The 26291-nt window shown below is 50.6% G+C and carries 29 protein-coding genes; 9 read left to right on the top strand and 20 right to left on the bottom strand.

Features of this window, described 5'->3' with window-relative positions:
• Positions 1-135 precede the first annotated feature (135 nt).
• Together sodB and AC791_RS12530 are read right to left on the bottom strand one after the other, a co-directional pair.
• Positions 136-717, bottom strand: a complete 582-nt coding sequence (gene sodB / locus AC791_RS12535) for a superoxide dismutase [Fe] (RefSeq protein WP_049840763.1) — start codon at positions 715-717, stop codon at positions 136-138.
• 120 nt (positions 718-837) lie between these two features.
• Entirely contained in the window at positions 838-1635 is a 798-nt protein-coding gene (locus tag AC791_RS12530) for a C40 family peptidase (protein ID WP_049840762.1), read from the bottom strand.
• A gap of 344 nt (positions 1636-1979) precedes the next feature.
• Between AC791_RS12530 and AC791_RS12525 the strand changes: the two genes are divergently transcribed.
• The gene (locus tag AC791_RS12525) at positions 1980-2327 is read left to right on the top strand and encodes a Grx4 family monothiol glutaredoxin (RefSeq protein WP_049840761.1); all 348 of its coding nucleotides are present in this window, start codon (positions 1980-1982) and stop codon (positions 2325-2327) included.
• A gap of 46 nt (positions 2328-2373) precedes the next feature.
• On the opposite strand, the gene rnt is transcribed toward AC791_RS12525, so the two are convergent.
• The 4 genes from rnt to AC791_RS12505 all read right to left on the bottom strand — a co-directional run bounded on the left by rnt (position 2374) and on the right by AC791_RS12505 (position 5377).
• A complete protein-coding gene (rnt, locus tag AC791_RS12520) occupies positions 2374-3021 on the bottom strand; it encodes a ribonuclease T (protein WP_049841625.1) in 648 nt (215 codons plus the stop codon).
• Positions 3022-3126: 105 nt separating this feature from the next.
• On the bottom strand, positions 3127-3534 hold the full coding sequence (gene gloA, locus AC791_RS12515; protein WP_049840760.1) for a lactoylglutathione lyase: 408 nt from the start codon (positions 3532-3534) through the stop codon (positions 3127-3129).
• Positions 3535-3624: 90 nt separating this feature from the next.
• On the bottom strand, positions 3625-4722 hold the full coding sequence (locus AC791_RS12510; protein WP_049840759.1) for an alkene reductase: 1098 nt from the start codon (positions 4720-4722) through the stop codon (positions 3625-3627).
• Positions 4723-4777: 55 nt separating this feature from the next.
• Entirely contained in the window at positions 4778-5377 is a 600-nt protein-coding gene (locus AC791_RS12505) for a TetR/AcrR family transcriptional regulator (protein ID WP_049840758.1), read from the bottom strand.
• Positions 5378-5482: 105 nt separating this feature from the next.
• On the opposite strand from AC791_RS12505, the gene AC791_RS20375 reads away from it, so the two are divergent.
• The 3 genes from AC791_RS20375 to sodC all read left to right on the top strand — a co-directional run bounded on the left by AC791_RS20375 (position 5483) and on the right by sodC (position 7273).
• Entirely contained in the window at positions 5483-5725 is a 243-nt protein-coding gene (locus tag AC791_RS20375; protein ID WP_199485517.1) for a DUF1289 domain-containing protein, read from the top strand.
• A 48-nt stretch (positions 5726-5773) separates the two neighbouring features.
• Positions 5774-6670, top strand: coding sequence for an aldo/keto reductase (locus AC791_RS12500; RefSeq protein ID WP_049840757.1), 897 nt, complete (start codon positions 5774-5776; stop codon positions 6668-6670).
• 81 nt (positions 6671-6751) lie between these two features.
• Positions 6752-7273, top strand: a complete 522-nt coding sequence (gene sodC / locus AC791_RS12495) for a superoxide dismutase [Cu-Zn] SodC (RefSeq protein WP_049840756.1) — start codon at positions 6752-6754, stop codon at positions 7271-7273.
• Here the strand turns inward: sodC and AC791_RS12490 are convergent, their stop codons facing one another.
• Genes AC791_RS12490 through AC791_RS12480 form a run of 3 tightly spaced genes read right to left on the bottom strand, consistent with a single transcriptional unit; the run spans position 7274 to position 10396 of the window.
• On the bottom strand, positions 7274-9289 hold the full coding sequence (locus AC791_RS12490) for an FUSC family protein (protein ID WP_049840755.1): 2016 nt from the start codon (positions 9287-9289) through the stop codon (positions 7274-7276).
• Entirely contained in the window at positions 9286-10149 is an 864-nt protein-coding gene (locus AC791_RS12485; protein ID WP_049840754.1) for an HlyD family secretion protein, read from the bottom strand. The genes AC791_RS12490 and AC791_RS12485 overlap by 4 nt, the downstream gene beginning before the upstream one ends.
• A gap of 4 nt (positions 10150-10153) precedes the next feature.
• Complete coding sequence (locus AC791_RS12480; protein ID WP_416202298.1) at positions 10154-10396, bottom strand: DUF1656 domain-containing protein; 243 nt, start codon at positions 10394-10396, stop codon at positions 10154-10156.
• Positions 10397-10584: 188 nt separating this feature from the next.
• On the opposite strand from AC791_RS12480, the gene slyA reads away from it, so the two are divergent.
• Positions 10585-11025 (top strand): transcriptional regulator SlyA, encoded by a 441-nt coding sequence (slyA, locus tag AC791_RS12475; RefSeq protein ID WP_049840753.1) that lies wholly within the window; start codon positions 10585-10587, stop codon positions 11023-11025.
• Positions 11026-11053: 28 nt separating this feature from the next.
• Here the strand turns inward: slyA and AC791_RS12470 are convergent, their stop codons facing one another.
• Positions 11054-12415: a GGDEF domain-containing protein gene (locus AC791_RS12470; protein WP_049840752.1), complete on the bottom strand. Its 1362-nt coding sequence runs from the start codon at positions 12413-12415 to the stop codon at positions 11054-11056.
• Positions 12416-12677: 262 nt separating this feature from the next.
• Complete coding sequence (gene slyB / locus AC791_RS12465) at positions 12678-13145, bottom strand: outer membrane lipoprotein SlyB (RefSeq protein WP_049840751.1); 468 nt, start codon at positions 13143-13145, stop codon at positions 12678-12680.
• 257 nt (positions 13146-13402) lie between these two features.
• Between slyB and anmK the strand changes: the two genes are divergently transcribed.
• From anmK to tyrS, 4 genes are all read left to right on the top strand, one after another.
• Positions 13403-14515, top strand: coding sequence for an anhydro-N-acetylmuramic acid kinase (gene anmK / locus AC791_RS12460; RefSeq protein WP_049840750.1), 1113 nt, complete (start codon positions 13403-13405; stop codon positions 14513-14515).
• Between the two features lie 105 nt (positions 14516-14620).
• Positions 14621-14944 carry a C-type lysozyme inhibitor gene (gene mliC, locus AC791_RS12455; RefSeq protein WP_049840749.1) on the top strand — a complete coding sequence of 108 codons (324 nt, stop codon included), beginning with the start codon at positions 14621-14623 and terminating at the stop codon, positions 14942-14944.
• A 63-nt stretch (positions 14945-15007) separates the two neighbouring features.
• Positions 15008-15664, top strand: coding sequence for a pyridoxamine 5'-phosphate oxidase (gene pdxH, locus AC791_RS12450; RefSeq protein ID WP_049840748.1), 657 nt, complete (start codon positions 15008-15010; stop codon positions 15662-15664).
• 125 nt (positions 15665-15789) lie between these two features.
• Complete coding sequence (gene tyrS, locus AC791_RS12445; RefSeq protein WP_049840747.1) at positions 15790-17064, top strand: tyrosine--tRNA ligase; 1275 nt, start codon at positions 15790-15792, stop codon at positions 17062-17064.
• Positions 17065-17122: 58 nt separating this feature from the next.
• Here tyrS and gstA read toward each other — a convergent pair whose 3' ends face one another.
• From gstA to rsxA, 9 genes are all read right to left on the bottom strand, one after another.
• Positions 17123-17728 (bottom strand): glutathione transferase GstA, encoded by a 606-nt coding sequence (gene gstA, locus AC791_RS12440; RefSeq protein WP_049840746.1) that lies wholly within the window; start codon positions 17726-17728, stop codon positions 17123-17125.
• A 111-nt stretch (positions 17729-17839) separates the two neighbouring features.
• Complete coding sequence (dtpA, locus tag AC791_RS12435) at positions 17840-19345, bottom strand: dipeptide/tripeptide permease DtpA (protein ID WP_049840745.1); 1506 nt, start codon at positions 19343-19345, stop codon at positions 17840-17842.
• A 596-nt stretch (positions 19346-19941) separates the two neighbouring features.
• Positions 19942-20577: an endonuclease III gene (gene nth / locus AC791_RS12430; RefSeq protein ID WP_049840744.1), complete on the bottom strand. Its 636-nt coding sequence runs from the start codon at positions 20575-20577 to the stop codon at positions 19942-19944.
• Positions 20577-21275, bottom strand: coding sequence for an electron transport complex subunit E (locus AC791_RS12425; protein WP_049840743.1), 699 nt, complete (start codon positions 21273-21275; stop codon positions 20577-20579). The genes nth and AC791_RS12425 overlap by 1 nt, the downstream gene beginning before the upstream one ends.
• Before the next feature lie 3 nt (positions 21276-21278).
• A complete protein-coding gene (gene rsxG / locus AC791_RS12420; protein ID WP_049840742.1) occupies positions 21279-21899 on the bottom strand; it encodes an electron transport complex subunit RsxG in 621 nt (206 codons plus the stop codon).
• Positions 21900-21908: 9 nt separating this feature from the next.
• Entirely contained in the window at positions 21909-22961 is a 1053-nt protein-coding gene (gene rsxD, locus AC791_RS12415) for an electron transport complex subunit RsxD (protein ID WP_049840741.1), read from the bottom strand.
• Entirely contained in the window at positions 22962-25088 is a 2127-nt protein-coding gene (rsxC, locus tag AC791_RS12410; protein ID WP_049840740.1) for an electron transport complex subunit RsxC, read from the bottom strand. It lies immediately after the preceding gene.
• A complete protein-coding gene (rsxB, locus tag AC791_RS12405; protein WP_049841623.1) occupies positions 25081-25659 on the bottom strand; it encodes an electron transport complex subunit RsxB in 579 nt (192 codons plus the stop codon). Before rsxB ends, rsxC begins: the two co-directional genes overlap by 8 nt.
• Positions 25659-26240 (bottom strand): electron transport complex subunit RsxA, encoded by a 582-nt coding sequence (rsxA, locus tag AC791_RS12400; RefSeq protein ID WP_049840739.1) that lies wholly within the window; start codon positions 26238-26240, stop codon positions 25659-25661. The genes rsxB and rsxA overlap by 1 nt, the downstream gene beginning before the upstream one ends.
• Between the last annotated feature and the right edge of the window lie 51 nt (positions 26241-26291).

The following is a 26291-nucleotide window of genomic DNA, read 5'->3' as shown; positions in this document are numbered from 1 at the left end:
AGTAAAACTGTTTTGCTTGTGGCTTACTTTTATTTTTTCAATGATGTCGCTTTTTTCGCCGCGCCAGCCAGCATATGAGACCTGCATTAGCCGCTAACGGGTAACACAGAGGGCGCAAGCCCTCTGTGTGTTAACTCAGGCTGCCAGGTTGTCAGCCACGAATGACCAGTTCACCAGCGCCCAGAAATGCTCCAGATAACCCGGGCGGGCATTACGATAGTCAATGTAATAAGCATGTTCCCAGACATCGACCGTTAATAGCGGTTTGTCGGAGGTGGTCAGCGGTGTGCCGGCGTTAGAGGTGGATACAATCGCCAGGCTGCCGTCAGATTTTTGTACCAGCCATGTCCAGCCAGAACCAAAATTCTTGATTGCCGCATCGGTAAACTGCTTTTTAAAGTCGTCTACGCTGCCGAACGACTGGCTAAGGGCTGCGGCGAGATCGCTGCCTGGTTCGCCGCCAGCGTCAGGAGCCAGGCAGTGCCAGTAAAAGGTGTGGTTCCATACCTGAGCCGCATTGTTAAAAATAGCGCCTTCCGAGCCGCGAATAATGTCCTCAAGCGACTGGTTTTCCCACTGCGTATCTTTGATGAGGTTATTCAGATTTGTTACGTAGGCCTGATGATGTTTGCCGTGATGATAAGTGAGGGTCTGGGCAGAAATGTGCGGTTCCAGCGCGTCTTTTGCATACGGTAATGCAGGTAATTCAAACGACATTGCAATACTCCTTTTTTATTTTGATAACTCAATATCCACATGATAAGCATGGATATATTAACAAAATAAAGGCACAGGCAGAAGAGGCGTTCTTAGGCTGCATGTGCCCTAAAAGGATAATCAGCGGATCGTTTTAGCTGTCATCACCCGGCGTGCCCCCACATAGTGACGCACCCAGTAATCTTCGCTCAATGATGATATCTGGATATCCTGACCGCTGCGCGGTGACTGAATAAATTTACCGTTCCCGACATATACGCCAACGTGGTCGGCGGTGCCTCTGCCCTGAGTGCGGAAGAACACCAGATCGCCGCTTTCGAGACTTCTGCGCTCAATCGGTGCGGCATCACGCAGATGGTACATCTCGTTAGCCGTCCGCGGGATAGGGATTTTGACTAAATCTTTGTAGGCATAATAAACCAGACCGCTGCAATCGAAGCCGGTGCGCGGCGAGGAACCGCCCCAGTGATACGGTTTGCCGATCTGATTCATTAACTTTGACATGGCCGTTTTTTGTGCTTTTTGCATACGGACCTTATGGACATCACTCAACGCCAGCGGTTTGGCTGAGGCATTGAGGCATTTATTCTTGTAACCTTTGCGCGTGAGGCATTTTTTATCTGCCAGTTTTACGGCCGCAATTTTGCTGTTTTTAGTACTATTGCGCTGAGATTTACTGGCAGTGAGGGTGGTTTTATTTTTCGTTTTAGCGGTGTTTTTACTGGCTTTGGTAGCGGTTTTACTGGCTGTCTTGCTGGTCTTCTTACTTTTATTCTTTTTGCCCGACGCTTTTGCAAAATGCGTTTTTTCTGTGGCCGACGCTCTCGTTTGTTCAGAGGCCTGGGCAAGCGGTGAAAAAGTAAGCGATGTTAACAGTAAAGCACAGAGCGTGATCGAGACTTTGTTTATCCGCGCCACTGAGCATTCCCCTGATTCGGGCAGGCATGAGGATATGCCTGCGGGTGATGATAACAAAAAAGCCTGATGATTCTAATGCATAAAAAGGCTGGAAGTTAATAGTCTTTTTGCATGTAAAATAGCAATTTGCTATCGAGTGCAAAAAAAAGCATCAGTTAACATGACGCAAGCGCATTATTTGTGCAATTGATTTATGCAATGAATACCATAACGGCATTAATTACATATCTTCCGGCGTAAGACGATACAATAATAGCGCGTGAATAAAATGTTATTTTCGGTATGGGGCCTGAAACGCTACAATGACAGACTACTGCCGTAAAAGAAGTTAAGGAAGCATGACAATGACGACGACAATTGAAAAAATCCAGCGTCAAATCGCTGAAAACCCGATCCTGCTGTATATGAAAGGATCACCTAAGTTACCAAGCTGCGGCTTCTCTGCTCAGGCGGTTCAGGCACTCTCTGCCTGCGGCGAGCGTTTTGCCTATGTCGACATCCTGCAGAATCCGGACATCCGCGCCGAATTACCGCAATATGCAAACTGGCCAACTTTCCCGCAGCTGTGGGTCGATGGTGAACTGGTTGGCGGCTGTGACATTATTATTGAGATGTACCAGCGTGGTGAGCTTCAGTCGCTGATTAAAGAGACTGCGGCTAAGTACCCTGCCGAGGGGACTGACGCGCAGTAAGCGTAATGTCTGATTAAAAAGCGACGTCACGTCGCTTTTTTTATGGCTATGCTTCGTCGGGAACGGGCAGCGGCCAGCCGCCGAGACGTTTCCAGCGGTTGACAATTTCGCAAAACAGCAGCGCAGTTTGTTCCGTATCGTACAGGGCCGAGTGAGCCTGAGTGCTGTCGAAATCAAGACCTGCCGCAGCACAGGCTTTAGACAACACGGTTTGCCCCAGCGCCAGCCCGCTCAGGGCAGCGGTATCAAACGTGACGAAAGGATGAAACGGGTTACGCTTCAGAGAGGATCGCTCTGCTGCCGCCATCATAAAGCCATGATCAAACGTCGCATTGTGCGCGACCATAATTGCCCGGTTACATCCCCGATCCTTAATGCCTTTACGCACCGCTTTAAAAATAGCGTGTAATGCGTCATGTTCACTGACGGCACCCCGCAGCGGATTGGTTGGATCGATCCCGTTAAAGGCCAGCGCTTCAGGCTGTAAATTTGCCCCTTCGAAAGGCTCAACGTGAAAATGCAGCGTGGTATCCGGCATCAGCCAACCGTGTTCATCCATTTTCAGGGTAATAGCAGCGACTTCAAGGAGTGCATCGGTTTTGGCGTTAAATCCAGCCGTTTCGACATCTATGACAACAGGGTAAAAACCACGAAAACGGTCGCACAGACCAGTCAGTTGAGCGTTATCGGACATCAGTATCTCTTCGTAAAACAACGTAGCGCGTATTATGGCAAATTTTACCCACAGTTGCAGTAAGCGCCAGTAGAAAAGGGCGGGCCAGAACAGGCCCACCGGTGATTAATCGCCGAGACCTTTACCTGCGTCTTTTGCTTCAATCAGTTCGATTTTATAACCATCCGGATCTTCAACAAAAGCGATAACCGTGGTGCCACCTTTGACCGGGCCGGCCTCACGCGTCACGTTACCGCCGCTTTGGCGAATTTTTTCGCAGGCTTCAGCAGCGTCATCAACACTCAGCGCAATGTGACCATAGGCGTTACCCAAATCATAATGATCGGTACCCCAGTTATAGGTCAGTTCAATGACAGCTTCGTCACTTTCCGGGCCGTAGCCGACGAAGGCGAGGGAGTATTTATACTCCGGATTTTCACTGGTCCGCAGCAGCGACATACCCAGTACATTGGTATAAAAATTGATAGATCGTTGCAGGTCGCCAACACGCAGCATGGTGTGAAGTAAGCGCATCTCATCCTCTCAGTAAGTTGTTTATCTTTTCATTTCAAACAGAAACGCTGTTTTAGTATAGCGGCGGAACCTCGCCGCTATCAATGATGATTATAATGAGGGGTAATCCGTATAACCTTCAGCGCCGCCGCCGTAGAAGCTTTCCGGACGCTGCGGGTTCAACTCAGCTTTACGTGCCAGACGCTCGACCAGATCCGGGTTAGCAATGTAGTCACGGCCAAAGGCCACTGCGTCAATCAAACCTTTAGCGATCAGCGTTTCTGCTTTCTCCGGCGTATACGCGCCAGCACCGACAATAGCGCCGTCGAAACGTTCACGCACTTTCTGGCGGAACGACTCAGTGTAAGGCTCGCCGCCAGCCCAGTCCGGCTCCGACATGTGCAGGTAAGCAATACCGCGCTTGTTCAGCTCTTCAATCAGATAAAGGGCATCTTCTTCTTCGTTTGGACCGTTATCTGTATTCTGGAACGTCCCGACCGGCGACACGCGAATACCAATGCGATCGGCACTCCACTCTTTACTGACGGCATCAACGACGTCCAGCACCAGACGAGCGCGATTTTCTACGCTGCCGCCGTACTGGTCGGTACGATGGTTAGAAGAAGGGGAGAGGAACTGGTGGAGCAAGTAACCGTGTGCTGAGTGTAGCTCGACAAGATCAAAACCTGCGTCACGAGCATTCGCTACCGCCTGGCGGAAATCATCAACAATTCCCGGTATTTCGCTGGTTTCCAGCGCGCGCGGGGTTGAGGTGTCAACGCGGATCGCATTGCCTTTTTCATCACGCAGGGAGGTACGTGTACCTGCATTGATCGCTGATGGCGCAACCGGAGCCTGGCCTGCGGGCTGAATGCTGCTGTGCGAGATACGTCCGGTGTGCCAGAGTTGAACGGCGATATGCCCGTTTTCTGCATGAACGCCAGCGGTGATTTTTTGCCACGCGGCGATTTGCTCCGGGCTGTGCAGTCCCGGCGCACCAGCATAGCCTTTAGCCTGCGCGGAAATTTGTGTTGCTTCAGAGATAATCAGCCCTGAACTGGCACGCTGGCGATAGTATTCAGCCATCAGCGGCGTCGGGATATCGCCCGGCTCAATGCTGCGCAAGCGGGTAAGGGGAGCCATAAACACACGGTTAGGCGTGGTGATAGCGCCTACTTTTAACGGGGTAAACAATTTTTCGGTAGTCATTTAAAACTCCTGAGTAGACCGGTCGTCTTGAAAGTTAGGAAATAAAAAACGCCTGTTAAACAGCAGGCGCTGCAATAACTGTTTTTACATGTTCAAGGGCGCTTTCCAGCGCTATTACACTGCGCGACATTTTGGCCTGTAAGTTTGCGCCCAGCCATAAAGAGTACAGTACCTGCGCCTGAACGGTGGCATCGCCCGTAAATATCAGACTGTTCTGCTGACGCCCTTGTTCAAGCACGCGCGCCAGCAGTGAAATGATCATACTGACGCCAGCATTCATTTCGGTGCGCATATCTTCCGACAGATCGCATACTTCGGCAGAAAGTTTAACGGTTAAACAGCCGCTGATAGTACCGTGCTGATTAAACTGTTCAATCGTGTTGAGATACCACGCCAGCAGACGCGTCCGGCACGATGACTGCCCGCTAAAAAAGTGCTGGTTTAACGCCTGTTCATACGCCGCATAGTGACGATGCAGCATCGCAACGCCAAACGCCTCTTTAGAGCGAAAATAGTGGTAGAACGATCCTTTCGGGACCTGCGCCGTCTTAAGCAGCTCGCTAAGTCCCATGCCGGTAAATCCGCGATGCATACAAAGCTGCTCGCCGATGGCAAGGATATGTTCACGCGTATCATGTTCAGTATGTCTGGTCATGCAGCTACTGTAATAGACCAATCGGTCTAACGCAACCCACAATTTAAGTTGCGCGTTTGGCAATGTGCGTCTTCAATAACAATAACTATCTCATTACGCGAGGCGCTGGTGGCAGAACAACTGGAGTTTTTCCCGCTGCAAAGCCCTTGCCGTGGCATTTGCCAAATGGACGATCGCGGATTTTGCCGCGGTTGTATGCGTACGCGCGATGAGCGCTTTAACTGGCAGCATTTTAGCGATAGTCAAAAGCGGCAGGTGCTAAGACTATGCCATCAACGTTTATTGCGTAAATTACGCGCGAATAAACCCGATTCAGATGTTGAACCGCAGCAACCCTCACTTTTTTGAACAAGTAATTGCGTATAATCGACGTAATACTTTGTTGAGGAAAGCATAATGGTTCAGCGTATTACAATGGCACCCCAGGGGCCTGAATTTTCACGTTTTGTAATGGGTTACTGGCGTTTGATGGACTGGAATATGTCGGTGCAGGCGTTAGTCGATTTTATTGAAGCCCATCTTGATCTCGGCATTACCACGGTCGATCATGCCGACATTTACGGCGGTTATGCCTGTGAAGCCGCATTCGGGGAAGCGCTAAAACGCGCGCCACAGTTGCGTGAGCGAATGGAAATTGTCACCAAGTGTGGTATCGCCACTACCGCCCGGAGCGAAAATACGCTCGGGCACTACATTACTGACAGCGATCATATCATTCGCAGTGCAGAACAATCCCTGAAGAATTTGGCAACCGACTACATTGATTTGCTTTTGATCCACCGTCCTGACCCATTAATGGATGCGGATGACGTCGCTGACGCATTTTTAACATTGCATAAGAGCGGAAAGGTCAGTCACTTTGGAGTATCAAACTTTACCCCTCATCAGTTCGCGCTATTGCAGTCGCGGCTGCCGTTCACGCTGACCACTAATCAGGTGGAAATTTCTCCGGTACATCAGCCCCTGTTACTTGATGGCACATTAGATCAGCTCCAGCAGCTGAGAGTGCGCCCAATGGCGTGGTCTTGCCTGGGAGGCGGTCGTCTATTTAACGATATCACCTTCCAGCCGCTGCGCGATGAACTTGCGCAGGTCGCGCAGGAACTGAACGCCAGCAGTATTGAAGAAGTGGTTTATGCCTGGATCTTACGCCTTCCTTCCCAACCGCTGCCGATAATTGGCTCGGGTAAAATCGAGCGTGTGCGCGCGGCTATTGCTGCTGAACATCTGCAACTTACCCGTCAACAATGGTTCCGCATTCGTAAAGCCGCGCTTGGCTACGATGTGCCCTGAGCCACGCTTTTGAAGGCTTTCCGGTGAAAGCGGTGTCCGTGGTTTACACTTATCGCGGGCACTGAATTTACCGGAGGTCGTATGAAGCATTTTAGTTTGGCACTGTTAACCCTCGTTGTGTGTACTGGCGCGCAGGCGGCAAGTGAAAAGGTACAGATGAATCTGGTCACTTCGCAGGGCATTGGCCAGTCAATTGGTGAGGTCAAAATTAGTGAAACGGATAAGGGACTGGAGTTTTCCCCGGATTTAAAAGCGTTGCCGCCTGGTGAGCGTGGTTTTCATGTTCATGCAATGGGAAGTTGCGAACCGGCGATGAAAGAGGGGAAACCCAGCGCTGCTGAAGCAGCGGGTGGACATCTCGATCCGCAAAAAACGGGCAAGCATGAAGGACCTGAAGGTCACGGCCATGCTGGAGACCTGCCGGTTCTGATGGTTGATAAAGACGGAAAAGCGACTCAGGCCGTCGTTTCTCCGCGTTTGAAAAAGCTTGATGAGGTCAAAGGTAAAGCGCTGATGATCCACGTAGGTGGAGACAACTTTTCCGATAAACCTGAACCGCTGGGCGGTGGCGGGGCACGTTTTGCCTGTGGCGTCATCAAATAATCAGTGCTGAACGGCTTTCGCATCGACTGCCAGCTCCAGCTGCGAAAGCGAACACTGCAATCGCCAGATAATCGCCGCCAGTTCTCTGGCGGCCGGCTGATGATGTTTCGCCAGCGTATTACTGATCCGTTCAAACTCGCGTAACGTCACCTCCAGAGGCCGGTGCTGAACCCCGCGCTCGCTCATCACATCCCGTAAAAGCGCCAGACACTTGTCACGAACTTGTGCCAGCGGATCCGATCGTGTCTCCCAGGCACGCAGTTGCCAGACGACATGGGTACAGTTGAGAAGAACCACTCCCCAGCGTAAAAGCCAGCGTCGCGCCAGTGCATCCTGACTGCTACTGAGCTGATTAACCTGATGATATACCAGCGATTCAAACTGACCTTCACTGTGCCCGGGACGGGTACTTAACTGATCGATAAAGTGACGCCGTAACGCCCGAATGTGCCGTCGGCTTTTCCGCGTATCGGAAACGGGACGCAAAACCGCAAATGCCAGCCATGCCAGCCCAACACCCAGCACTTTAGCAATGTTATCATTCAGAAATTCGGCGAAATCATAAACGGGTGGATTGGTCACCGCGATAAACGACGACATAAAAACAATGAGCTGGCCCCATAATCCCGCCTGTTTGGGTATTTGCTGCTTAAACAGCTGCATGGTGATAAGCAAGGGAAAGATGAACAGCAAAAACTGCCATAATTCGGTAATTTGTACCATCAGGCCGAATTTAACAAAGAAGCTGAATAGTGACAGGATGAGCAGCGCGCGTATCAGCAGGGTAAGGGAGTTAAACGGCGAGGGTGCCACAGCGTAAATAACACTGCCTATGGCCGTCATGGTTAGCGCTGCCGACCCTGATTCCCATTGCGTATTGATAGTCCATGCTCCGACCGTCATTAACGCGACAAAAACGCGACATCCATTCCATACGGCTTCAATATAATCCGTATGCCGTGCCAGTGACGGGGTTGCGGGAACCGTGAATTCGGTAACCGCAGACGCATTTTCAAGCGCTTTTAGCCAGCGGCTATTACGTAGATAAACGAGGCAAAAATAGCGCAGTCGCTGCCAGAAGGCATGGTGACGATAATCCTGCGTATTGCCTGGCGCAAGAGGCGCAATAATGCGCGCCAGGGTGTAAATATCTGCATCATTACGCGCTAATGCCTGAACGACCTCGCTGAGAATGCGCTGCGTATTTTCAGGCGCATCTGGCCAGTTCAGTAGCATTCGCCGCTGGCTGGAGATAATGCTGGTCATGCGTAACTGCTGGTGCAAAAGATAATTAAGCAAATTATTATGCCGGCGAAAGCGATAGTGGCTCCAGAATGCCTGAATACGCAGTAAGTTCATGGTCAGGATCTGGCGAATAACGCCTTCGTGCGCGGTGCGAATGGCATCGGTATTGTCGGGTGTCCAGAGTAGTGCCGCATGATCCAGCAATCGCGCATGCATGTTTTTCAGCGCGGTAATCAGAGCCGAACCGTCAGAGCTGCTCGGCAGGATCATCATCATCAGGCCGCCACAAAGGATGCCGAGGATGACTTCACACACGCGTGCCTGCGCGATTTCCCAGAGCTGGGTGGCATCGGTAATATTGATAACCGGGAATGCGATAATTGCGGCTGTATAGCCTGATAGCTGAAAAGCATAGGTCACGTTATTGTTAAACAGCGCGCAGGCCCAGGTGCACACCGCAAGCCATGCAGAAATACTGAATAAAAATAACCACGGGTCGACCAGCGTATGGCCGGCAATGATCAGCGCCGCCGTTGCGCCAAGCAGACTGCCGGCAATACGGCCAAAACTTTTACTGATGACGCCGCCAACCGTCGGGAAGCTAACCACGGCAGCTGAGGTCATGGCCCAGTAGGGTTCATCCAGATCCAGATAATAGGCAATGCTTAATGCCAGACACATCGCAATAGTATTACGCAGGGCATAACGCCATTGTGCCGACGTAGCCTTAACCCAGGGCAGCGTTTGCCATGAAAAATGCACCTGCTTCATCTACCGTCGCCAATGGCCACACTGCATGTTGTCCCGGAGACGAGGGTCAGGTCTTGCGGCAGCTGGTCGAATTCGATACGGACCGGAACGCGCTGTGCCAGCCTGACCCAGGGGATATTGGGTTTAATATCTGCGACCAGACCACTGTCACTCTCAACGCTCTGATCGTAAATAGCCCGGCCGATACTGGAAACGTGACCCTGTAACTTTACATCGCTGCTGTAGAGAACAATTTGCGCGGGCTTGCCCGGCTGAATGTGACGAAGCTTGGTTTCTTCGAAATAGCCGATAACATAAAATGAGTGACTGTCTATCAGGGCAAAAACCGGCTGGCCTTCGGAGGCGTAATTACCGATGCGAGTAGAAAGGTTTGTGATCCAGCCATCAACCGGAGCTTTAACCGTCGTTTGTTCAAGCTGCCATTTGGCATGCTCCAGCGTGGCTTTGGCTGCTTCAACGCTGGCTTTCATGGCATCTACCGTTATGCTGGCAGTATCAAGATCTTCTGCAGAAATATAATTATGTGGCAGATTACGTCGACGATTTGCCTCATGACTGGCTTTGGCGAGATCGGCGCGGGCTTTCGCCAGCTGCGCTTCAGCATTAAGCACGGCAATACGCCAGGGCGTCTCATCAAGGCTAAACAGAACCTCCCCGGCCTTAACAAACTGATTATCTTTCACCTTCAAAGACTGGATCGTGCCGGAAACCTGCGGCGTGATATTCACTTGCTCGGCACGAATTTTGCCATCGCGTGTCCACGGCGACTGCATATAAAAATTCCATACTGCCCATACTGCAACCACGGCCACGGCAACAACCAGCAACGTAGAGAAATATTTTAATTTTTTCAATGACATAGCATTACCACGAGACAAGAATAACCAGCGCCAGACATACCGAAAGCGCAAATAAGGAGAGATCCATTAACATTGGATGCCAGATGTCGCCCGCGTACAGCCAATCCCGCAGTAAGCGATGCACGCACAACCAGACGAAAAACCCTAATAGCACTGCTTTGAATAGAGGTGGGAAATAAATGGATGCACCAGCAACCAGATCCTTCAGAAGCATTCCTGAAGCATTGAAAATCAACTCCACGAGCATAATCCTTCTCAGTAAATGAGTATTGACTCGCCAGCATCAGCTAAGCTTGCAAACAGTGCGCCATTTTTCCTAAGTGTAAAGCATTGCAATTCCCGCCGCGAATGCGGCAATGCATTTGTCTTGTCAATATAAATGCTGCACACTATTCTAAAATCACCATAATAACTTAGCAACCTAATTATAAGGAGATGAAATTGGAATCGCCATTAGGATCAGACCTGGCACGTTTAGTGCGAATCTGGCGTGCTCTAATTGACCATCGCCTCAAACCTCTGGAGTTAACGCAGACACACTGGGTCACGCTGCATAATATTCATCAGCTGCCGCCCGAACAGTCGCAAATTCAGCTGGCAAAAGCGATAGGCATTGAGCAGCCATCCCTGGTTCGAACGTTAGATCAACTGGAGGAAAAAGAGCTTATCTCCCGACAGACCTGTGCTAACGATCGCCGCGCAAAGCGTATCAAACTTACGGCAAAAGCGGAGCCACTCATCACAGAAATGGAAAATGTGATCAGTAAAACCCGTGCAGAGATCCTCTCAGGGATCTCTGCACAAGAGCAGGATGCGCTGATTAACATGATTCAGCGTCTGGAACACAATATTATTGAGCTTCAGACAAAAGGCTGAAAACAGAGCCTTGCATGATGCAAGGCTCTTATTCTTCCCATACTACAACTTTATTACGCCCTGTTTCTTTGGCCTGATACATGGCTTTATCAGCATGCTCAACGCATATTTCAGCTGAGAGCATAGCGCTGGTGGCGGTATACACCCCCAGAGAAAGGGTAATAGGTTCCGGAAGCTGCTGTTGACTGGTTTGAGCGTCATGACTGGCAATGGTAAGCCGAATACGTTCAGCGATATTTCTCGCATCCTGTGCGCTGGTATTGTTCAGCAATAAAGCAAATTCTTCACCCCCAATGCGCGCTGCCACATCGTCCAGACGTACAGCATCCTGAAGCACCCCGGCGACAAACTGAATAACCTTATCGCCCTGCAAATGCCCGTATGTATCATTAATACGCTTAAAGCGGTCAAGGTCACCGACGATAACGGAAACCGGCTTCAGATCTGCTTCGGTAAGCTGTTTTACCAGGACGTCGTAAAAATAGCTGCGATTATGTAGCCGGGTGAGCGGGTCGCGAATTGAATTTTGATATGACTGAAGATATTTATCCCGGGAGACACGATACAGCTGAAAGATGTCATACAACAGAGTGAAAATAATAAACAGGGTGGAGGTCGTTTCAAAAAAGCGTGCCTGATACCAGGCAATACCCTCGCTGTTATTATCAGACAGTAAAAATAGCAGGGTAAAAATATAAGAGGCGCAGAAAAAAGCGCCGCTATACCAGAAAATATTGCCTAAGCGCGTAGCACTTAGCAGTATCACTAATGTTAAGCTCCATTCGATGACTAATAACCAACTGAAAAAATGCGTCCACACCGGGGTAAAAAGGTGCGTTTCATTGTCAACGAACGCAACATTTAATAGAGGATTAAAACTGGAATATAAATAGGCGAGCACCAGCATCAGTAGCGTAAAAAAGATGATGGCTAAAATAATAGTCGTATGAAGTGCCGGTCCTTTTTCAATCCATTCTTTTTTACGAAACAGCAGAATAGATAGCGCAAACAGAACCGCCATCATCATATTACGAAAAGTAAAAAAAATAATCGCATCATTGTAATTAGCAAGAGTGCTGGTCCCACACATAAACCAGGCCGGGAAGCTGCTGAGAGTGCCTACCATCATGATGGCGGAGCCTGCAAAGGCACTGCCAATGGCCACCAGGTAGAGGTGTTTTTTATCACAACAGTATTTCATAAACATGAACCCGGCAACCAGGCAGTGAAATACCAGCAAAAATATGGTCATTGCCGGGAAAAGCAGCGGTGAATAGGTTTGTTCAGGGCTAATCAATACTTTAAATACTATATCTAACAAAGATATGGCAATAAAGCAGATGACAAAAAAAAGGAAATATCTGTTCAGTGAATGCTCTTTCGCTATCATTAATGACATCCTGTGATGCAAGGAAACATCAGGCTCCGTGCCTGTTCTTACTCAGACGCTCAGTCGTCTATTAACGATTTTATAACTTATAGATATTGTAAATATTGCGCGGGAACAAATTATTATAACTGGTTAGCACTTTATATATTCATGTGGTGAATGCATTGGTAGTGAATATATAAATAATGAATTGTTGGTTTGCGCACAGGATACATTCAGGCAGAGCAATGTGCGTGGCAATAACTCACCACGCACGAAGACATTAACGCGGAGAAACGGTAATTTCACTACCGTTGCTGGCCATCGCGACACGCTGACCAGAAGCGAATTGAGTATTACCCTGTTTCTGTACCACCATAATGGTGTTACCGTCATCCTTACGGATCTCAAGCTCTACGCCCTGCGTTTTATTCATTGAACCCTGAACGCCCTGACCAGCAACGCCGCCAGCAACCGCGCCTGCCGCAGTAGCCAGTGAACGGCCTGCGCCACCGCCAATCGTATTGCCGAGGAAACCGCCCAGAACAGCGCCGCCAATTGCGCCGATAGCATTGGAATCATTACCGCCCTGAATCTGCACCGGACGGACATGAACGATAGTGCCGTAGGACACATTTTGTACCTGTTTGGCTTCGGACGCAGAGTAAACGTCTCCGGACAGACCGCTATTGTTAACACAACCTGCCAGCGTAAGACCAATCATCGAAATGCCTAATACACGTAAAATCATCTATGAATCTCCTGTTCACCAAGAAAGCTCAGGCGAGCATCTGTCTGTGAGTAATTATATGCGTTTCAACGCGACAGTTGTTAGGTTGCGGCGAAACAATAGTAAAATAATAGTCTGACAAGGCTTAACCAGACCTAAACAAGCCCCCGGCAGAGCTTTCAGCATGAAAATATTGATAAAAAATATTAACGCATCATGGCATTAGGTGTCACTTTATGATGGAGTAAAATCTCTGCCAGACGAATTAAGGAAGACGTATGATATCGGGTCGCTATATTGGCGTTATGTCCGGCACCAGCCTTGATGGTGTCGATGTTGTCCTCGCCGCCATTGATGAAAACATGGTGGCACAACAGGCCAGCTTGTCATGGCCGATACCGCTGGCGATTAAAGAGTCTATTCTCGCCATTTGTCAGGGACAATCATTAACATTATCACAGCTGGGTCAACTGGATACACGGCTTGGTTGCCTGTTTGCTGAGGCCATTCAGGCCCTGATGCGCGAGCAAAATTTGCGTGCCGAAGAGATTGTCGCCATCGGGTGTCACGGTCAGACTGTATGGCATGAGCCGGAGAGTGAGGCTCCAAATACTCTGCAAATTGGCGATAACAACCAGATAGCCGCCCGCACCGGTATTACCGTGGTTGGCGATTTTCGCCGCCGTGACATGGCGCTTGGCGGGCAGGGCGCGCCGCTGGTTCCCGCTTTTCATCATGCGCTACTTGCCCATCCTGAAGAGCGGCGAATGATACTCAATATCGGCGGTATTGCGAATTTGTCGCTGTTAATCCCGGCAATGCCGGTCCGTGGCTATGATACCGGTCCGGGAAATATGTTGATGGACGCATGGATCTGGCGTCAGTGTAAAAAACCTTATGATAAAGATGCGGAATGGGCCAGTGCGGGTAGAGTCATCCTGCCATTACTGCAGGAGATGCTCAGCGATCCCTATTTTGCCGCACCGCCGCCCAAGAGTACCGGCAGAGAATACTTCAACTTTGCCTGGCTTCAGTCATATCTTTCACGTTACCCGGGGCTGGATGCAAGGGATGTTCAGGCGACGCTGGCGGAGTTAACCGCGGTGACTATCGCAGAGCAGGTTCTGTTGAGCGGAGGCTGTGAGCGCTTACTGGTTTGCGGTGGCGGCAGTCGAAATCCGCTATTAATGACGCGCCTGGCCGGGCTACTGGCTGGAACGGAAGTCTCAACAACCGATGCAGCCGGGGTTTCCGGAGACGATATGGAGGCACTGGCGTTCGCCTGGCTGGCGTGGCGAACTCTTGCCGGTAAACCCGGTAATCTTCCCTCTGTTACTGGCGCATCAGAGGCGTCCGTACTTGGGGCTATTTTTCCGGCTAATCGCCGGTAAAATAAGAGTTAACCGAATACCCGCTACGCATCCTGCGGGTAAACTGTTCCCTCCAGGGAGGAGTGTGTGTTCTCCCACGTTCGGAATGTCTTAAGGACTCGCTTAATGAAAAAAATAGTTATCGCAGCGCTTCCGTTAATGCTTGCGGGCTGTAGTTATTACGGTCAAATGGTGGAGCGGATGCATACTGACACGCTGCAATACCAGTGTGATGAAAAACCATTAACCGTACAGGTCAATAATACCCGTCAGGAAGTCCATTTTAATTATGACGACACGCCGCTTACGCTAAAACAAGGTTTATCAGCTTCTGGTGCGCGCTATACAGACGGGATTTGGGTATTCTGGTCGAAAGGGGACAGCGCCACGGTTTACAATCGGGATCGTATTGTATTGAACAACTGTCAGTTGCATACGTCACAGCGTTGAGATTTAGGCCTGGGCAGCGCACAATAGCGTTATCTCTTACGTTAACAGTCCAGGTCAAACGCTATGTCAGATAACGATGAACTCCAGCAAATCGCGCATTTGCGCCGTGAATATACCCGGGGCGGCCTGCGCCGCGGCGATCTCCCCTCTGCACCACTGGAACTGTTTGAGCGATGGCTAAAGCAGGCCTGTGAGGCGCGTCTTGCCGATCCTACCGCGATGGTAGTGGCAACCGTTGACGAACACGGCCAACCTTATCAGCGCATCGTTTTATTAAAGCATTTTGACGATAAAGGCATGGTCTTTTATACCAACCTGGGCAGTCGCAAAGCGCATCATCTTGAGCATAACCCGCGAATTAGCCTGCTTTTTCCATGGCATATGCTGGAACGGCAGGTGATGGTCATCGGCAACGTTGAGCGTCTTTCAACCCTTGAAGTCATCAAATATTTTCACAGCCGCCCCCGCGACAGCCAAATAGGTGCCTGGGTATCACAACAGTCCAGCCGTATTTCCGCACGCGGCGTTCTGGAAAGTAAATTTCTTGAGCTAAAACAAAAATTCCAGCAGGGTGACGTTCCTTTGCCCAGTTTCTGGGGCGGTTTTCGGGTGAGCTTTGAACAAGTCGAATTCTGGCAGGGGGGCGAACATCGCTTACACGATCGTTTTTTATACCAGCGTGACGGCAATGAGTGGAAAATAGATCGTCTGGCACCGTAATGATGGCAAAATGTTGTTTTATGTACTGGTACTCCTGTTTCCGGCGCTTTATTCTATGTCTCTTTCGCATCAGGCGAACAGTCGTGTACCGGCAAAGGTGCAGTCGTATTTAGATGGAGATCTTGATGGCAAGCAGTAACTTGATTAAACAATTGCAAGAGCGGGGGCTAATTGCCCAAATTACGGACGAGGAAGCGTTAGCAGAGCGACTGGCGCAAGGGCCAATTGCACTCTATTGCGGTTTCGATCCTACCGCTGACAGCTTGCATTTGGGGCATCTTGTTCCCTTGTTATGCCTGAAGCGCTTCCAGCAAGCCGGGCACAAACCTGTAGCACTGGTGGGCGGCGCGACCGGCCTGATTGGCGACCCAAGCTTTAAAGCTGCTGAGCGCAAACTGAATACCGAAGATACCGTACAGCAGTGGGTCGATAAAATTCGTACTCAGGTTGCGCCGTTCCTCGATTTTGATTGCGGTGAAAATTCGGCAATTGCAGCGAATAACTATGACTGGTTCGGCGGTATGAGCGTTCTGACGTTCCTGCGCGATATCGGCAAACACTTCTCTGTTAATCAGATGATCAACAAAGAGGCGGTTAAACAGCGGCTCAATCGTGATGATCAGGGGATATCGTTTACCGAGTTCTCCTACAACCTGCTTCAGGGATATGATTTTGCCTGTCTGAACAATTTGCACGGCGTTGCCCTGCAAATTGGCGGGTCGGATCAGTGGGGAAATATCACCTCCGGTATCGACTTAACGCGCCGTCTGCACCAGAACCAGGTCTTTGGTCTCACCGTTCCGTTGATCACTAAAGCGGACGGCACTAAATTTGGTAAAACCGAAGGTGGTGCAGTCTGGCTCGATCCGAAGAAAACCAGCCCGTATAAGTTTTACCAGTTCTGGATCAATACCGCAGACGCCGATGTATATCGTTTCCTCAAATTCTTCACCTTCATGGACATCGCCGAAATTAATGCGCTGGAAGACGAAGATAAGAACAGTGGGAAAGCACCACGAGCCCAGTATGTTCTGGCTGAGCAGGTAACGCGCCTGGTGCACGGTGAGGAAGGGTTGACTGCGGCAAAACGCATTACGGAAAGCTTGTTCAACGGTACTCTTAGCGCCTTAAGCGAAGCTGACTTCGAGCAGCTGGCGCAGGATGGGGTGCCAATGATCGAAATGGACAAAGGAGCTGATTTGATGCAGGCGCTGGTTGATTCTGAACTTCAGCCTTCTCGTGGTCAGGCACGCAAAACCATTGCCTCAAATGCCGTCACCATTAACGGTGAAAAGCAGATTGACCCAGAATACACGTTTGCCGACAGCGATCGCTTATTTGGCCGTTATACGCTGCTGCGCCGCGGTAAGAAAAATTACTGCCTGGTGTGCTGGAAATAAATCCGCAGAGTAAGATCAAAGGAGCATGGGTAACCATGCTCCTTTTTTTTTGCTTAAGTCAACTAAGCCCTTCAGCCGCCAGCGCAGCAATCACCGCCGGACGCGCCGCAACCCGTGCCATATACGCTTCTATATTATTCAGGTTACTCATATCCAGTTTCACCGCCTGCGCCCAGCGCAAAACGGTATACAGATAAGCATCGGCAATAGTAAAGCGCAGCCCATTAATCCACTGCCTGTCGTGCAGTGATTCTTCAATAAAATGCAGTTTTTTCTCCAGAAGCGCACGCACAGTGGGTTTGTAGTCTTCCGGCGTATCCGGGCGGAACAACGGCGTAAACCCTTTATGCAGTTCAGTGGCGATATAGTTGAGCCATTCAAGCGCTTTGTAACGGGTAATACTGCCCAGTGGAGCCAGAAGCTGGCGATCGGCGACGCTGTCGGCAATATATTGCATAATTGCCGTGCCTTCCGTCAGCAGCGTATTATCATCCAGCAGCAAAGCCGGGACTTGTCCTTTTGGATTGACGCTAAAAAAGTCACCGCCATTCTCCAGATGCTTGTTCGCCAGATCCACTTTTTCCAGCGTAAAGTCAGTGCCGCTTTCACGCAGGACAATATGTGATGCAAGTGAACAGGCACCCGGTTTATAAAACAGCTTCATAGGTAAACTCCTTTGAGGGCAGCATTATGTGTATTCGTATGGTAGTGCGCTATAAGCAAAAAAAAAAGCCGCTAACAAAGTTAGCGGCTGAAAAAGTGTTTCCCGATAATATTATGCGACAGGATCCTGCGCGGCTTTCATGTCGTTATCATCGTTTTGCGTCATACGATTCAGTTTTGGCGCGGTTAACAGCATCAGGATGGCAATGACAGCGGTCGCGATGCCAATCTGCAGGAATACATGACCATATACCTGTAAAGACAATACCGGATCGGTAACATCTTCAGGAACCGCCATCATGTTTGCCACGTAACCGCCGATCAGGTTGGCACCTGCGGTTGTCAGGAACCAGCTGCCCATAATGAAGCCCATCAGACGCTGCGGCACCAGCTGCGCAACCATTGCCAGGCCCAGACCTGAAATCATCAGCTCACCGATACTTTGCAGAGCGTAGCTCAGCACCAGCCAGCCCACAGAAACGATCCCGGCATCTGTAGCCAGTTTTGCCCCTATCGGCAGTACCAGGAACGCGCCTGAACACAGCACCATCCCGATCGCAAATTTCGCCGGCATCGGCAATGTATCGCCCATTTTGGTATAGATAGCAGCAAGAATAGGGCTACCCACGATGATCCAGAAGGGGTTGAGTGCCTGATACTGTTCCGGCTGTACATTGAAACCGAAAAGCGCATGTTCAACGTTATGGATGGCAAAGAAGTTCAAAGACGTAGGCATCTGGCTATAAAGCACGAAGAAAATGATGGCCTGCAGCATCAGGATGAACGCTACAATCATTTTGCGACGCGCTGCGCCCTGCATGGCGAATGTTTCTTTCGCAAAGATGCAAACGATACCCAGTGCAATAACGCCCAGCACCATACGTGCAATCTGCTGGTTGTGCAGCAGCCAGGTTGCAATTGCCACCAGGACGATAACGCCCACGATGGTCATCAGCAGTTTTCCTACCTGCAACGGCGCGAAGTCTGGTTTTGAACCGTACTGTTTAACCCAGCGCTGGCAAAACGCAAAGTTGATCACGGTAATAATCATACCGACTACGCTCAATGCAAATGCTACGCTCCAGCCAAATCGTGCCGCCAGCCATGGGGTTGCCAGCATAGAGAAGAAGGAGCCAATATTGACCGCCATGTAATACATGGTAAAGGCGCCATCGAGGCGCGGATCGTCTTTGGCGTAGCAGGTAGAAAGCAGAGCGGACGGGTTAGCTTTGAACAAACCATTACCGACAGCAATGGTTGCCATGCCCATATACACTACAGCGACATCGTGCCCGGACCATGCGACCAGCGCGTAGCCGATAGCCAGTACAACGGCACCTAGCATAATGACGCGTTTAGTACCGAGAACTTTATCACCCAGCCAGCCGCCAATGGCAACCAGACCATAGACCAGGGCACTAAAAGACGAAAACAGCGTGATTGAATCCGTTTCGGTCATACCCAGCTGTTTTACCAGGTAAACCGCCATAATCCCTTGCAGGCCATAGAAGCCAAAACGCTCCCATAATTCTATCGAAAAGATAAGATAGAACGCTTTTGGCTGTTTGAAAGCGTTAATACTTACGCTTTCTGTTGGTTTATTGTTTGCAGTTGACACATATACCTCTTTTTTTACATCCCATATCAACGGGGGTGTTTTCGGTGGGATGCTCAATAAACATCCACTACTTTATAATTATTCTGGAGGGGAAACGGCAGATAATGTTCACTATCCTGCCCACTCAGGCAATACTTTTGTAATAAGCTGTTACATATAAATTTTACCGCATAATAAACCTGCTATGCAAATGTTATCCAGTGTTTAATTTTATCGTTTCATTTATAGTGGTTTTTTAAACTACTGACAGCGCGTTTTTTACCCCGACTGGCCATATATTTTGCTGTTAAGCTTGTTTTGTAGTGATATAGGCCATAATCTGAAAAAAATCTGGTTTATTGTTTTGTTTCTCGAGTATTTCATAAAGGTAATTCAAATGTGAAACCGAAAAATGAAAACAAATAATTAACATTGCGTTAAGGATTGAAACAGCGCCAAAAGGCTTAGAAAATTTTCATCACAAAAGAATCATTACGCAGGTAAGAGGTTCTAACACAGAATAAAAATATGAAGCATGATGATAATGATAGTTTTTTAGCCTTCAAACCGCTGCATCAGGGCAGCGGCTAAACATACGTAACCGTTAATGATGAAAATTAACCGTATACTTTTTCAGGGTATTCGCACAAATCTTCAATAATGCAGGAGCCACAGCGTGGTTTGCGGGCGATGCAGGTATAACGGCCGTGCAGAATTAACCAGTGATGGCAATCCACTTTAAACTCGGCTGGTACGACTTTGAGAAGTTTGTCTTCCACTATTTCGACATTTTTGCCTGCGGCAAATTGTGTCCGATTGCAAACGCGAAAGATGTGGGTATCAACCGCGATGGTTGGCCAGCCAAATGCGGTATTGAGCACCACGTTGGCCGTTTTACGTCCTACACCCGGCAACGCTTCAAGCGCAGCCCGGTCTTCAGGCACGTCGCCATTGTGCAGATCAATCAACATCCGGCAGGTTTTGATGATATTTTCAGCTTTGCCATTATAAAGGCCGATGGTTTTGATATATGACTTAACGCCCTCAGTGCCCAGTTCAAGCATGGCATGAGGCGTATTAGCCACGGGATACAGTTTGGCTGTCGCTTTATTAACGCTCACGTCCGTAGCCTGCGCCGACAGCAATACGGCAATCAGCAGCTCAAAAGGTGAAGTAAAATTCAGCTCTGTTGTCGGATGCGGATTATTATCGCGCAACCGGGTAAGGATTGTGCGGCGTTTTACGTTATTCATCAGGCCTTCTCTGATGCCACTGGCGCAGAAATGACGGCGTCGGCAATCGTCTGCGCGCGGCGTTTTTTCGAGCGTTCATCAATAAGATATTTTACCGCCAGCATCATACCTAACCCAATAAATGCGCCCGGCGGCAGCATGGCCAGCAGAAATGGCGTATCGGTGTGAAAGATTTCAATGCGTAACGCTTTCGCCCACGGACCGAGCAAAGCATCCGCGCCATCAAATAACGTACCGTTACCTAATATTTCACGCAGGGATCCCAGAACAAACATCGCGCTGGTGGCGCCCATGCCGATGGAAAAGCCGTCGAGGGCAGAAAGCGCCACGCTTTTTTTGGCGGCGAATGCCTCCGCCCGACCAATCACAATGCAGTTAGTCACAATCAACGGAATAAAAATCCCCAGCGACTGGTATAGCCCGTAGGCATAAGCGTTGATCAGCATTTGCACTACGCTCACTACCGAGGCAATGATCATGACATAAATCGGAATACGGATTTCAGCCGGAACCCATCGGCGCAGGGCTGATATCGCCGAGTTAGTCAGGGTCAGAACCAGCGTGGTAGCAAGCCCTAATCCAAGAGCGTTAGTTGCTGTTGAGGTAACGGCAAGCAGGGGACAAAGCCCCAATAACTGCACCAGGGCTGAGTTATTTTTCCATAGCCCCTGGACGATAACGTCTTTAGCTTCGCTCATCGTTTATTCTCCACATGCTGGTAGTTGAGACAGTTGCGCAGGCAGCGTTTGAGCATACCACCCCGTTCGCTTTACCGCATTGACCACCGCGCGAGGGGTGATGGTTGCCCCGGTGAACTGATCAAAATCGCCACCATCTTTCTTCACCGCCCAGTGGCTGTCATTTTCACTGTCAATTTTTTTACCGGCGAAATGAGTGATCCAGTCAGAAAGGCGTAGCTCGATTTTGTCGCCAAGCCCGGGCGTTTCGTGATGTTCAATCACCCGCGAGCCAAGCACGGTGCCGTGAAAATCAGCGCCAACCAGAAGCCGGATGGCGCCGGAATAGCCATCTGGCGCAGTGGATTCCAGCACGGCAGCAACCGGGGCATCATTTTGGGTCGCAATATAAACGCGATGTTGCCCTTTGCCTAGTGCCGCAGCCTCCACCAGATAACAGCTTTTTTGCAGATCGTTGTTATACATACCGGCAGGGACGACCTGATCGAAAAGCGCTTTTTGTTGCCCGGCAGCCTGTTGTGCAATTGTATTCTTTGTTAATTGATCGATTGCTGCCGTTAATCCCGTTGAGCCAATGGCGAAAAGCGCCAGCGTGACGCCATGTTTACGCATAGTCTTCAGCATGTTCTTTCCTTAGCGATGACCGTAAACGCGCGGGCGCGTGTAATAATCAATCAATGGGACCGTAATATTAGCCAACAGCACGGCGAAAGCCACACCGTCAGGATAACCGCCGAAACTGCGAATTAACCACACCAGCAGGCCTGCCAGAGCGCCAAAAATAAGTCTGCCGCGATTGGTCGTGGAGGCCGTAACCGGATCGGTCAGGATGAAAAAAGCCCCGAGCATCGTCGCCCCTGAAAACAGATGAATCGAAGGGGCGGGGAGTTCTTCAGGAGCCAATAACCAGCCCAGCGTCGCACAGACGGCGAGGCTTGCAAGAAAGCTGACCGGAATATGCCAGCGAATCGCTTTTTGCCACAGTAAAAATAATCCACCCGCCAGAAACGCGATATTCACTTCCTGCCAGCCAATGCCCGCCAGCGCATTTTGATAAATGGCAGACTGCATAATCTGCGCAACGTCCTGTCCGGCATGCAGTGAGGTTTTGAAGGTATCCAGCGGTGTTGCCTGGCTAATGCCATCAATGCCGAGGCGCAGGGCGTTCATATTGTAACCGGCTGAGGTTTGTCCGCTAAAAATGACCTTAAGGACATCCATCATCCCAGGTGCACGCGCAGCAATATCATGGGGGGGAAGCCACGAGGTCATTTGTACCGGAAAAGAAATCAGCAACACAACATAACCAATCATGGCCGGATTAAACGGGTTATGCCCCAGGCCACCATAAAGCTGTTTAGCGATGATCACCGCAAAAACGCTACCAAGAACTATCATCCACCACGGCGCCAGCGGCGGGATACTGATTGCCAATAATACCCCGGTGAGCCAGGCTGAGTTATCGGACAAAATAGCACCAATATGCTGCTTGCGAAGTTTAAGCACAATAGCCTCAGCGCCACAGGCACTGACACTGGCGAGGATCAGTTGTATAAGTGTTCCCCAGCCAAAAAACCAGGTCTGCATGGCAATGCCCGGGAGGGTTGCCAGCAGAACCAGCATCATAATTCGTGATGTCTGGCGTTGATTATGGGTGTATGGAGAGCTTGCGATTCTGAAAACCATTTAATCCTCGTTAACTGCCTGCTGTGCTAATTTTTTTGCCTGAACGCGGGCGATAGCCGCTTCAACGGCGGCTTTACGCGGATCGACCGGCTCTGGTGCAGGTTCGCTCTGCGGCGATTGCTGCTGCTTGCGCGCTTTCGCCCGCGCGATAGCCGCGTCAACGGCGGCTTTACGCGGATCGACCGGCTCTGAGGCGGGTTTGCTCTGCGGCGATTGCTGCTGCTTGCGCGCTTTCGCCCGTGCGATAGCCGCTTCGACGGCGGCTTTACGCGGATCGACCGGTTCTGGTGCGGGTTCGCTCTGCGGCGATTGCTGCTGCTTGCGCGCTTTCGCCCGCGCGATAGCCGCTTCGACGGCGGCTTTACGCGGATCGATCGGATCTGGTGCGGGTTCGCTCTGCGGCGATTGCTGCTGCTTGCGCGCTTTCGCCCGTGTGATAGCCGCTTCAACGGCGGCTTTACGCGGATCGACGATTTCTTCACCCGATTGCAGTGGTTGTGCCTTTTCAGCCAGCCGCGCTCTGGCCTGCGCTTTTCGCGCCTCACGGGCTAAGATAGCTTCGCTGTTATCCGGTATTGCCCCGGCCTGAATAATGACAGGCTCTCCTGCCGTCTGCTGTTTTTCCCGCACGCGAGCAACAGCAGCCTGAATAGCATCCTGATCCTGGGCGGCCGGCTGCGCTGCGGAACGTTTATGACGCTCCAGTCGCGCGGTTTTTTCTTTCTCAAGCCTTACCTGACGCGCTTCGAAGCGTGATTTTGCTTCAGCGGCTCGTTGGTCTTCAAGGCTGATGGCATAAATTTCTGCTTTTTCCTGACGGAAATACTGCACCAGCGGGATATTACTCGGGCACACCCAGGCGCAGGCACCGCATTCAATACAATCTTGTAGATTGTGTGCCGTGGCCTTGTCATGTTGTTGTCCCTTGCTGAACCAGTACAGCTGCTGCGGCAAAAGATCGGCCGGGCAGGCATCGGCACACGCGCTACAGCGGATACAGCCTTGCTCTTCCTGAGGCGTTCCCGTCTCGCTCACCGACGGGGCCAACAGACAGTTCGTAATTTTAACGACCGGCACATCCAGCCACGGAAGCGTAAAGCCCATCAGCGGGCCACCCATAATCACCATCTGTTCAGCAGATGGACAGAACCCGGCAAACTCAAGCAAATGGCGCACCGGCGTACCCAGCCGCGCCCATACGTTGCCGGGACGTGAAATTGATTCACCGGTCAGGGTCACGACGCGCTCCGTCAGCGGCTCACCGTCGATTACCGCGCGTTTAATCGCATACGCCGTACCGACGTTCTGCATCAATACGCCGATATCTGACGATCGGCCTCCCTGAGGAACCTGTTTCCCGGTCAGAATTTGGGTTAACTGTTTTGCACCGCCAGACGGGTACTTCGTCGGGACCACCCGCAAAGAAATATCATGCACATCGGCCAGAACGGCGCGGAGCATTGAGATTGCCTGCGGTTTGTTATCTTCAATGCCGATAAGCACCTGGCGCGGCTGCAAAATATGCGCAAGGATACGTACGCCCTCAACGATTTGCGCCGCGCAATCCTGCATCAGACGATCGTCTGCGGTAATATAGGGTTCACATTCAGCCGCATTGATGATCAGCGTTTCAATCCGATCGCCACCGCCGCGCAGCTTGCTGCCGGTAGGGAAACCTGCGCCCCCCAGGCCTGCAACGCCAAACTGATGAATGCGCTCAATAAGCGCCTCGTGACTTTTAGTGTGATAATCGTGCCAGCCGTCACGGTCGATCCAGCGATCTTCACCATCGGCATCAATAATTACGCTTAATTCAGCCAGTGCTGAAGGATGAGCGGTAGAGTGGGGTGCAATCGCCACCACTATGCCGGACGTGGGCGCATGAACGGGAAGCATTCTTCCCCAACCGCGCGTTAGCGGCTGGCCGCGCAAAACGTAATCACCCGCCTTAACGCACAGTTCGCCCTCAGCACCAATATGCTGCTTCAACGGGATCACAAAGCGCTGGGCAAGAGGAACCTGTTGCAACGGCGTACCGCTGGACTGACTCTTCATTTCTGGCGGATGAATGCCGCCGTTGAAATCCCAGATCTTGTCCTTACGAAAGGCTGAAAATAATTTAAACATGTTGTTCCACAGGAATGATGCGTACTGGAATGGTCTGCAAATCCCACTTCCAGTTGTCTGTTGTGGTGGCCGCAGGTTGCAACGTTATGCAACGCGTCGGGCAGGGGTCCACACAGAGATTACAGCCGGTACACAACTCGTTCATAACGGTATGCATCGCGCGGGTCGCGCCAATAATCGCATCCACTGGACAGGCCTGAATACATTTTGTGCAGCCAATGCAATTATCTTCATCAATAATGGCCAGCATACGCACAGGCTCCTGAGCCTGGGTATCGCCTTCAATCGGCTGAGGATCGACGTTAAGCAGAGTCGCTATTTTTAGCATTACCGCCTCGCCACCCGGCGCGCACCGATTAATATTCTCGCCATTCCGACCTACAGCTTCAGCGTAGGGGCGACAGCCGGGAAAGCCGCATTGACCGCACTGACTTTGCGGTAAGACGGCGTCAATTTTCTCAACGATAGGATCTTCTTCCACCGCAAAGCGGCGGGAGGCATAGCCCAGAATAAGGCCAAAAATAAGCCCCAGAATACCCAGTGCGGCGATAGCTATCCAGATTGCTGTTATCACAGTTTTACCAGCCCGCTAAAGCCCATAAAGGCAAGCGACATCAGGCCTGCGGTAATCAGCGCAATAGCATTGCCGCGAAACGGGGCCGGAACGTTAGCAACGGCCAGACGTTCGCGGATAGCGGCAAAAAGTACCATGACCAGAGAAAAGCCAGCCGCAGCCGAAAAGCCATACAGCGCAGATTGCAGAAAATTGTGCCCGAGATTAATATTCAGCAGGGCCACGCCAAGCACCGCGCAGTTGGTGGTAATCAGCGGCAAAAAAATACCCAGCAGGCGGTACAGCGCAGGGCTGGTTTTGCGGACTACCATCTCAGTAAATTGCACAACGACGGCGATGACCAGAATAAATGCCAGCGTACGCAGGTAAACCAGATCCAGGGGGATGAGGATCCAGTTATCAATCAGCCAGGCACAGACAGACGCCAGCGTCATCACAAACGTGGTGGCCAGACCCATTCCCATCGCTGTTTCCAGCTTTTTAGACACCCCCATAAAGGGGCACAGCCCGAGAAACTTCACCAGTACGAAGTTGTTTACCAGGACTGTTCCAACAAATAGCAATAAATAGTCAGTCATTATTCGACCTGAAACAAAAAAAGCCGCCTATTATCGGTCAAACCCGACCTG

The organism is Klebsiella sp. RIT-PI-d, from assembly GCF_001187865.1.
Classification (GTDB): Bacteria; Pseudomonadota; Gammaproteobacteria; order Enterobacterales; family Enterobacteriaceae; genus Superficieibacter.
Note: the sequence above shows the minus strand (reverse complement) of the source record. Positions and strands in the feature narration are given on the sequence as shown.

What these genes read in the sequence shown, in the direction of transcription:
- sodB (WP_049840763.1), bottom strand. Translation starts at nt 717, where the DNA reads ATGTCGTTTGAATTACCTGCATTACCGTATGCAAAAGACGCGCTGGAA.
- AC791_RS12525 (WP_049840761.1), top strand. Translation starts at nt 1,980, where the DNA reads ATGACGACGACAATTGAAAAAATCCAGCGTCAAATCGCTGAAAACCCG.
- rnt (WP_049841625.1), bottom strand. Translation starts at nt 3,021, where the DNA reads ATGTCCGATAACGCTCAACTGACTGGTCTGTGCGACCGTTTTCGTGGT.
- gloA (WP_049840760.1), bottom strand. Translation starts at nt 3,534, where the DNA reads ATGCGCTTACTTCACACCATGCTGCGTGTTGGCGACCTGCAACGATCT.
- AC791_RS12510 (WP_049840759.1), bottom strand. Translation starts at nt 4,722, where the DNA reads ATGACTACCGAAAAATTGTTTACCCCGTTAAAAGTAGGCGCTATCACC.
- AC791_RS12505 (WP_049840758.1), bottom strand. Translation starts at nt 5,377, where the DNA reads ATGACCAGACATACTGAACATGATACGCGTGAACATATCCTTGCCATC.
- AC791_RS12500 (WP_049840757.1), top strand. Translation starts at nt 5,774, where the DNA reads ATGGTTCAGCGTATTACAATGGCACCCCAGGGGCCTGAATTTTCACGT.
- sodC (WP_049840756.1), top strand. Translation starts at nt 6,752, where the DNA reads ATGAAGCATTTTAGTTTGGCACTGTTAACCCTCGTTGTGTGTACTGGC.
- AC791_RS12490 (WP_049840755.1), bottom strand. Translation starts at nt 9,289, where the DNA reads ATGAAGCAGGTGCATTTTTCATGGCAAACGCTGCCCTGGGTTAAGGCT.
- AC791_RS12485 (WP_049840754.1), bottom strand. Translation starts at nt 10,149, where the DNA reads ATGTCATTGAAAAAATTAAAATATTTCTCTACGTTGCTGGTTGTTGCC.
- AC791_RS12480 (WP_416202298.1), bottom strand. Translation starts at nt 10,396, where the DNA reads ATGCTCGTGGAGTTGATTTTCAATGCTTCAGGAATGCTTCTGAAGGAT.
- slyA (WP_049840753.1), top strand. Translation starts at nt 10,585, where the DNA reads ATGAAATTGGAATCGCCATTAGGATCAGACCTGGCACGTTTAGTGCGA.
- AC791_RS12470 (WP_049840752.1), bottom strand. Translation starts at nt 12,415, where the DNA reads ATGATAGCGAAAGAGCATTCACTGAACAGATATTTCCTTTTTTTTGTC.
- slyB (WP_049840751.1), bottom strand. Translation starts at nt 13,145, where the DNA reads ATGATTTTACGTGTATTAGGCATTTCGATGATTGGTCTTACGCTGGCA.
- anmK (WP_049840750.1), top strand. Translation starts at nt 13,403, where the DNA reads ATGATATCGGGTCGCTATATTGGCGTTATGTCCGGCACCAGCCTTGAT.
- mliC (WP_049840749.1), top strand. Translation starts at nt 14,621, where the DNA reads ATGAAAAAAATAGTTATCGCAGCGCTTCCGTTAATGCTTGCGGGCTGT.
- pdxH (WP_049840748.1), top strand. Translation starts at nt 15,008, where the DNA reads ATGTCAGATAACGATGAACTCCAGCAAATCGCGCATTTGCGCCGTGAA.
- tyrS (WP_049840747.1), top strand. Translation starts at nt 15,790, where the DNA reads ATGGCAAGCAGTAACTTGATTAAACAATTGCAAGAGCGGGGGCTAATT.
- gstA (WP_049840746.1), bottom strand. Translation starts at nt 17,728, where the DNA reads ATGAAGCTGTTTTATAAACCGGGTGCCTGTTCACTTGCATCACATATT.
- nth (WP_049840744.1), bottom strand. Translation starts at nt 20,577, where the DNA reads ATGAATAACGTAAAACGCCGCACAATCCTTACCCGGTTGCGCGATAAT.
- AC791_RS12425 (WP_049840743.1), bottom strand. Translation starts at nt 21,275, where the DNA reads ATGAGCGAAGCTAAAGACGTTATCGTCCAGGGGCTATGGAAAAATAAC.
- rsxG (WP_049840742.1), bottom strand. Translation starts at nt 21,899, where the DNA reads ATGCTGAAGACTATGCGTAAACATGGCGTCACGCTGGCGCTTTTCGCC.
- rsxD (WP_049840741.1), bottom strand. Translation starts at nt 22,961, where the DNA reads ATGGTTTTCAGAATCGCAAGCTCTCCATACACCCATAATCAACGCCAG.
- rsxC (WP_049840740.1), bottom strand. Translation starts at nt 25,088, where the DNA reads ATGTTTAAATTATTTTCAGCCTTTCGTAAGGACAAGATCTGGGATTTC.
- rsxA (WP_049840739.1), bottom strand. Translation starts at nt 26,240, where the DNA reads ATGACTGACTATTTATTGCTATTTGTTGGAACAGTCCTGGTAAACAAC.